The sequence below is a fragment of the Streptomyces sp. NPDC029216 genome, from assembly GCF_040648015.1.
Lineage (GTDB): Bacteria > Actinomycetota > Actinomycetes > Streptomycetales > Streptomycetaceae > Streptomyces.
Map to the genome: position 1 here is coordinate 1 of NZ_JBEZWL010000234.1, position 7,351 is coordinate 7,351.

A 7,351-nucleotide genomic window follows, 5' to 3' on the forward strand; every position below is an offset into this window, starting at 1 on the left:
CCCGGACCGCCCGGTGCAGATCGTCGTCGCGGGCAAGGCGCACCCGGCGGACGACGGCGGCAAGCGGCTCGTCCAGGAGCTCGTGCGCTTCACACCGGCGGGCCGGTCCGGGCCCGTTCCGCACGTTCCACTCTGGCCCTCGTCTGTCGCTGGCGGCTCTAGACCGCTCCCGTAAGCCCGTTCGCAGAGGCCTGCGCACACCCCACGGGGAACTCGGCCCTGCCGCGGCACGACCCTTCCCGAGAGCGACCACCGACGCACCATCAAACGAGAGCGGAACCATGCATTCTTCGGCCCCCGACGTCACCCCTCCCGACCGCACCACCCTGTCCGGACTGGTCGGCAACACCCCCCTGCTGCGCGTCTCCGAGCCCCTGTCCCCGGCGGGGCGCGGCTTCTGGGCGAAGCTGGAGGGCTTCAACCCCGGCGGCATCAAGGACCGTCCCGGCCTGCACATGGTCGAGCGCGCCCGGGCCCGGGGCGACCTGCGGCCCGGCGCCCGCGTCATCGAGTCCACCAGCGGCACCCTCGGCCTCGGCCTGGCCCTGGCCGGCATGGTCCACGGACACCCCGTCACCCTGGTCACCGACCCCGGCCTGGAGCCCTCGATGACCCGGCTGCTGACCGCGTACGGAGCCCGGGTCGACGTCGTCTCCGAACCCCACCCCACCGGCGGCTGGCAGCAGGCGCGCCGGGACCGCGTCACCGAGCTGCTGGGGCAGCACCCCGGCTCCTGGTGCCCGGACCAGTACAACAACCCGGACAACACCACCGCGTACACCCCGCTGGCCCTCGAACTGGCCACCGAGCTGGGGCACATCGACGTCCTGGTGTGCAGCGTCGGCACCGGGGGCCACTCGGCGGGCGTCTCGCGGGTGCTGCGCCAGTTCTACCCCGAGCTGAAGGTGGTGGGCGTCGACACCGTCGGCTCCACCATCTTCGGCCAGCCCGCCCGCACCCGGCTGATGCGCGGCCTCGGTTCGAGCATCTACCCCCGCAACGTGGCCTACGAGCAGTTCTCCGAGGTGCACTGGGTCGCCCCGGGCGAGGCCGTGTGGACCTGCCGCGAGCTGGCCTCCTCCCACTACGCCACCGGCGGCTGGAGCGTGGGCGCGGTCGCCCTCGTCGCGGGCTGGCTGGCCCGCTCCCTGCCGGAGGAGACCCGGATCGCGGCGGTCTTCCCCGACGGCCCCCAGCGCTACCTCGGCACGGTCTACGACGACGACTACTGCGCGGCCCACGGCCTGCTGGACTCCCCGCCGGCGGCGGAGCCCGACACCATCGGGCGGCTGGACGAGAAGGAGGTCACGCGATGGACGCGCTGTGCCTCCGTGGTCGACCCGCTCACCCTCACCCCGGCGGAGGTGCGCGCCTGATGAAGGGAACCCTCGCGCAGGTCCGTTCGTACGAGCGCAGCGTCCAGCTGCTGATGGTCAACCAGTTCACCATCAACCTGGGCTTCTACATGCTCATGCCCTACCTGGCCGCCCATCTGGCCGGCCCGCTCGGGCTGGCCGGCTGGACGGTCGGGCTGATCCTCGGCGTCCGCAACTTCAGCCAGCAGGGCATGTTCCTCATCGGCGGCACCCTGGCCGACCGGCTCGGCTACAAGCCGATGATCGTCGCGGGGCTGGCGCTGAGGATCGCCGGATTCGCCACGCTCGGCCTGGTGGACTCCGTGCCCGCGCTCATCGCCGCCTCCGCGGCGACGGGCCTGGCCGGGGCCCTGTTCAACCCGGCCAGCCGGGCCTATCTGGCGGCCGACGCGGGCGAGCGCCGCGTCGAGGCCTTCGCCCTGTTCAACGTCTTCTACCAGGCCGGGATCCTGCTGGGCCCGCTGGTGGGCATGGTGTTGACCGGGGTCGACTTCCGGGTCACCTGCCTGGTGGCGGCCGGGATCTTCGCGGTGCTGAGCCTCGTACAGATCCGGGCCCTGCCGCAGCGGCGCGGCGACGACTCCGCGCGGCGCGCGCAGGGACCGCGGGAGGGGGTGCTGGCGCAGTGGCGCGGGATCCTGCGCAACCGCCCGTTCCTGCTGTTCTCGGTGGCCATGATCGGCTCGTACGTGATGACCTTCCAGGTGTACATGGCGCTGCCGCTGGAGGTCCGGCGCATCGGCGGCGAGGGCCGTTTCGGCACGGCCGCGGTGGCGGTGCTGTTCGCCGTCTCCGGGCTGAGCACGATCCTGTTCCAGACCCGGGTCACCGCCTGGTGCAGGGCCCGGATGGAACCCGGCCGGGCGCTGGCGTGGGGGCTGCTCGCCATGGGCGCGGCCTTCCTGCCGCTGCTTGCCGCCACGGCCTTTCCGGTACCGGAGTCGGTGACGGGGACGCGGCTGCTGGCGGCGGTGCCGCCGGCGCTCGCGGCACTGCTGCTGGCCGTGGGGACGATGATCGCCTACCCCTTCGAGATGGACACCATCGTCCGCCTCTCCGGGGACCGCCTGGTCGCGACGCACTACGGGCTGTACAACACCGTCTGCGGCGTGGGCATCGCGCTCGGGAACCTGCTCACGGGGGCGGCGCTGGACGCGGCCCGCGCGGCGGGGATGTCGGCGCTGCCCTGGCTCGCGCTGTCCGCCCTCGGGCTCGGCTGCACGGCCGCACTGTACGGGCTCCATCGCACGGGCCGGCTGGCACCGCCCGAGCGCGGGACCCCCGCCCGGGAGGCCGTGGCCGCCTGAGCGGCTCCCGCGCCCCGGCAGGCCCTCGTGCCTCCGGGGCGCGTGGTCTTCCGCACCGGGTGCGCGGGCGGCGCCCCGTGCGAACCCCGCCCGCGGCCCGGCGCGCGGGCGGGCCGGCGCGAGCCCTCCGGCGGCCGGACGCGCCGCCACCCCGGGTGTTTCGGCCAGAGCAGGCGGGGTGTCCGGCCGAGCCCCGGCGATCTTGTTGGCCCGGCCGGCCCGGCTCGCTAGAACTGTTCCCGTCGGGGGCAGCGCCGGTCGCGCCGCGAGGTCTCCCGGCCCCGCCCCCGTCCCCGGCGCGCAAGGAGACCCGGCCGTGTCCACCGTTCCCCTCGGGGTCCTCGACCTCATCCCGATCCCCTCCGGCTCCACCGCCGCCGACGCCCTGCACCACAGCATCGACCTGGCCCGGCAGACCGAGCGGTTCGGCTACGCCCGCTACTGGTTCGCCGAGCACCACCTCAACCCCGGCGTCGCGGGCACCTCCCCGGCGGTGGTCCTGGCGCTGACCGCCTCCGCCACCTCCTCGATCCGGATCGGCTCGGGCGCCGTCCAGCTCGGTCACCGCACCGCGCTGTCCACGGTGGAGGAGTTCGGCCTGATCGACGCGCTCCACCCGGGCCGCCTCGACCTGGGCCTGGGCCGCTCGGCGGGCCCGCCGGCGCCGCGCCCCGCCGGACACGAGCCCTTCGAGGGGTACACCCCGAACGGTCTGCGGATCCCGCAGCGCTTCTCCTTCGCCCCTCTGCTCGGCCACCCGAACGTGGCCCTCCACCAGAAGCTGCTGAACCTGCCCGGCGCCCGCCCGCAGGACTACGGGGAGCAGGTCGACGACGTACTCGCGCTGCTGCGCGGGGAGTACCGGTCCGCGGAGGGCGTCGCGGCGCGCGCCGTCCCCGGGGAGGGGGCGGACGTGGAGGTGTGGATCCTCGGCAGCAGCGCCGGGCAGAGCGCGGAGACGGCCGGCCGGCACGGCCTGAGGTTCGCGGCGAACTACCACGTCACCCCGGCGACGGTGCTGGAGGCGGCCGAGGGCTACCGGGCCGCGTTCAAGCCGTCGGCCGAACTGGAGCGGCCGTACCTGAGCGTCTCCGCCGACGTGGTCGTGGCCCCCGACGACGCCGAGGCGCGGGAGCTGGCCGCCGGGTACGCGCCCTGGGTGCACAGCATCCGCACCGCCCGGGGCGCCATCCCCTTCCCCTCCCCCGACGAGGCCCGCGCGCTGACGGCCGACTGGTCCGAGGCCGACCACGCCCTGGTCGCCGACCGGGTGGAGACACAGTTCGCCGGCTCGCCGCGGACGGTGGCCGACCACCTGGAACGGCTCCAGGAGGCCACCGGGGCCGACGAGTTGATGGTCACCACGATCACGCACGACCACGCGGACCGGGTCCGCTCGTACCGCCTGCTGGCGCAGGAGTGGAGCCGCCGCTGACACCGGGGCGCGGGCACCCGCCGGGCCCGGATCTCCGTCACGGCGCACGGAGTACTACTCTGTGCGACGTGACGATGCAGAAGGGCGTCGAGGTGAACGTCGACGCGATGATCGAGGACCTCCGCACGCTCGTCGAGGTCGAGTCCCCCTCGCGCGACGTCAACGCCCTTGCCGCGTCGGCCAAAGCCGTCGCCGGGATCATCGAGCAGCGTCTGGGCGGCCAGGCGGTCCTGGTCGAGAGCGAGGCCGGTCCGCACGTCCACTGGTCGGGCGGCGGAGAGCCCAAGGTGCTGCTCCTGGGCCACCACGACACGGTGTTCCCGCTCGGCACCCTGGAGCGCCGCCCGTTCACGGTCCGGGACGGACGGGTCACCGGCCCGGGGGTCTTCGACATGCTGGGCGGCATCGTGCAGGCGGTCCACGGGCTGGCGACGCTCGCCGACCGGTCCGGGGTCGAGATCCTGATGACCGCCGACGAGGAGGTCGGCTCCCGGTCCTCCCGCGCCCTCCTGGAGGAACGCGCCCTCGCCTGCGGGGCCGTCCTGGTCCTGGAGGGCGCCGCGGACGGCGGGGGCCTCAAGACCGGCCGCAAGGGCTGCGGCGCCTTCCAGGTCTCGATCGCCGGCCGGGCCTCCCACGCCGGGCTGGAGCCCGCGGCCGGGATCAACGCCCTGGTCGAGGCGGCCCACCAGGTCCTGGACATCACGGCGATCGGCCGTCCCGAGGCCGGTACGACCGTCACTCCGACCGTCGCGGCCGCCGGCACCCTGGAGAACGTCGTTCCCGCGGCGGCCACCATCGTGGTCGACGTCCGGGTCGAGACGGCCGAGGAGCGCGAGCGCGTGGAGTCCGCCTTCGCGGCGCTGGCCCCGCACCTGGCCGGGGCGCGGATCTCGGTGGAGGGGTGCATCACCCGGCCCCCGATGCCCGAGTCGGCGGCGGCCGGCCTGTTCGCGGTGGCGCAGCGGCTGCTGCCCGGCATCGAGGCCCGGGCGGTGGGCGGCGGCAGCGACGGCAACTTCACGGCCGCGCTGGGCGTGCCGACGCTGGACGGCCTCGGGGCGGTCGGCGGGGGCGCCCACGCCGACCACGAGTACGTGGTGATCGAGGCCATGGCCGAGCGGGCGCACCTCGTCGCCGGCCTGGTGGCCACGCTGCAGAACGCCTGAGACGCCCTGGCCGCCGGGCCCGTCGCAGGACGGGCCCGGCGTGCGTCCGGCGGGTGCGGGCCCCCGCCGGCGGGTCAGACGCGGTCGGCCGCGATCAGGACGTACTGGAACGAGCCGTCCCTGTACGACTCGATGAACGCCTCCTCGATCCCGGTGACCAGGGAGGACGTGGCACGCAGCTCCCAGTAGGGCAGGGTCTCGGGGGTCAGGTCGATCACGGCCTGCGGGACGAGGCGGTTGTCGGCCATGGCGCGCAGGTACTCGCGGCGGGAGTGGATGTTGCACTCGAAGTGGGCGTTGATCTGGGAGACCCACTTCGAGGGCTGCCCGTAACGCGGGTTCCAGCAGCCGGTGATGGTGACGTAGCGGCCGCCGACCGCGAGCACGCGGGAGTGCTCGGCCATCAGGTCGTGCAGGTCGACGTACATGCTCGACTCGTTGTTCCAGGAACCGGCGGCCTGCCCGGTCTCGAAGGGCATGTCGAGCATGTTGCAGACCCGGGAGTGAACCGATTCCTCGATGCCCAGTTCGCGTGCGCGGTTGTTCCCGAAGTCGGCCTGCTTGGCGGAGAGCGTCACGCCCTCGACCTTGCAGCCGAAGCGCTGATGGGCCATGACCATCGAGCCGCCGCGGCCGCAGCCGGCGTCCACGAGCACGTCGTCGCGCCCGATCGGGCCGAGGTGGTCCAGGAGGAGTTCGGCCTGTGCCGATTCCAGCCGGTGCAGTTCGGCGACCAGCTTCTTCTCGTACTCACTGTCCTCGGTGTCCCCGAGGGCGGCGTGGTCGACGGCGCCGATGCCGTAGTGGTGGTGGTAAAGGCCGTCCACGTCGCCCAGGCGCAGGTTCACGGGCCTGGCCTCTTCGTTCCAGTAACGGGCGATGTCGCCCTGGTAGGGGGTCACGGGTGCGGGGATGAACGGGGTGGTGCTGACGGTGCTGGTCATGGAATATGTCCCCTCGTTTACCAGAAATCGGGCAGGGTGTATCGATAGGTGTTGGACGAGTGCCAGTAGTGGTTGCCGTCGACCCAGGTGGCCACGCCCTTCAGGAAGCGGGCCACGCGCGGGTCGGGGCAGGCCACGGCCAGTTCGGCGGCCGCGGCCTCGAACTCGTGCATGAGGTCGTTGTGGACCTCGACCGCCTTCAGGTAGGCCTCCTTGTCGGAGAGCCGTTCCTTCTCGGCGATGACCACGGGCAGGTTCAGGTGCCGGCCGGGGCTCCTGAGTTCCTTCATGTAGGAGTAGAGGTCGTTGGAGATGGTGGTGGCGTTGCCGGCGAGCGCGATGACCCGCTGCATGGCGGGCAGCGCGTGGAAGTCCGCCGGAAGTTCGTAGCCGCCGACGGTGTCGGTGATCGTGGGGCAGGGGCGGAAGTTGTTGAACTGGCGCATGGCCAGGTACTCCCACACCTCCGGGACGTACTCCGTCTCGTCCCAGGAGGCCTCGGCGAGGTACCCCATGTGCAGCCGGGCCATGTCGTGCCGGAACCGGTCCGCCTGGGACGGGCTGGCCGCCGCGGTGAAGTACGCCATGGCCGACCGGTAGGAGCGGCGCGCGGCGTCCGAGGAGAGCGACTCCTCCCACGCCGGCTGGTACTCCTTCGTCGTGTGGACGGGGTCGAGGGCGGTGTGCGCCATGAGCAGCTTCCCGCCGACGTCCGGGGTGGTGGCCCCGTCCTCGCAGTAGGCGTCGTCGACCACGTTCTCGGCGACCATCAGCCGGGCGGCGAGCATCAGGTGGTCGAGGGTGGGCGCGTCCGGATGGCAGGCGACCATGTAGCGGCTCACGGAGAAGCCGTCGAACTGGTCCTCCCATTCCGGGGGGAACGCCCGGACCTCGTCCACCGCCCAGCTCTTGATCCGCCGGCTGAGCTCCTCCACCCGGACGGGGTCCGGCTCGGGTACCGGGTGGTGGTAGAGGCCCGGGATCGGCCGGCTGGCCGCCACCGGCACCGCGGCGGCCGGGGGTTCCTGCGGCCGGGCCCAGTGCAGGGCCACCGTGCCCAGGCCGCTGGGTCCGCGCAGGACCCGCTGCAGGGCGGCCGGCGAGTGCGCGGGCCCGGCGG

At 73.5% G+C, this 7,351-nt stretch carries 6 protein-coding genes; 4 read left to right on the forward strand and 2 right to left on the reverse strand.

From position 1 onward, the window contains the following. Positions 1 to 281: 281 nt before the first annotated feature. The 4 genes from AB0F18_RS37710 (at position 282) to AB0F18_RS37725 (ending at position 5,287) form a co-directional block, all read left to right on the forward strand. Positions 282 to 1,376 (forward strand): PLP-dependent cysteine synthase family protein, encoded by a 1,095-nt coding sequence (locus tag AB0F18_RS37710; RefSeq protein ID WP_362069600.1) that lies wholly within the window; start codon positions 282 to 284, stop codon positions 1,374 to 1,376. Further along, on the forward strand, positions 1,376 to 2,683 hold the full coding sequence (locus tag AB0F18_RS37715) for an MFS transporter (protein WP_362069603.1): 1,308 nt from the start codon (positions 1,376 to 1,378) through the stop codon (positions 2,681 to 2,683). Before AB0F18_RS37710 ends, AB0F18_RS37715 begins: the two co-directional genes overlap by 1 nt. A gap of 316 nt (positions 2,684 to 2,999) precedes the next feature. Continuing rightward, entirely contained in the window at positions 3,000 to 4,118 is a 1,119-nt protein-coding gene (locus AB0F18_RS37720) for an LLM class flavin-dependent oxidoreductase (RefSeq protein ID WP_362069606.1), read from the forward strand. Between the two features lie 74 nt (positions 4,119 to 4,192). Beyond that, entirely contained in the window at positions 4,193 to 5,287 is a 1,095-nt protein-coding gene (locus AB0F18_RS37725) for a M20 family metallopeptidase (RefSeq protein ID WP_362069615.1), read from the forward strand. Between the two features lie 74 nt (positions 5,288 to 5,361). Here AB0F18_RS37725 and AB0F18_RS37730 read toward each other — a convergent pair whose 3' ends face one another. Further along, on the reverse strand, positions 5,362 to 6,231 hold the full coding sequence (locus AB0F18_RS37730) for a geranyl diphosphate 2-C-methyltransferase (protein ID WP_362069609.1): 870 nt from the start codon (positions 6,229 to 6,231) through the stop codon (positions 5,362 to 5,364). 17 nt (positions 6,232 to 6,248) lie between these two features. Next, positions 6,249 to 7,351: family 2 encapsulin nanocompartment cargo protein terpene cyclase (locus tag AB0F18_RS37735; RefSeq protein ID WP_362069612.1), on the reverse strand; the 1,103-nt coding region annotated here is incomplete at its 5' end.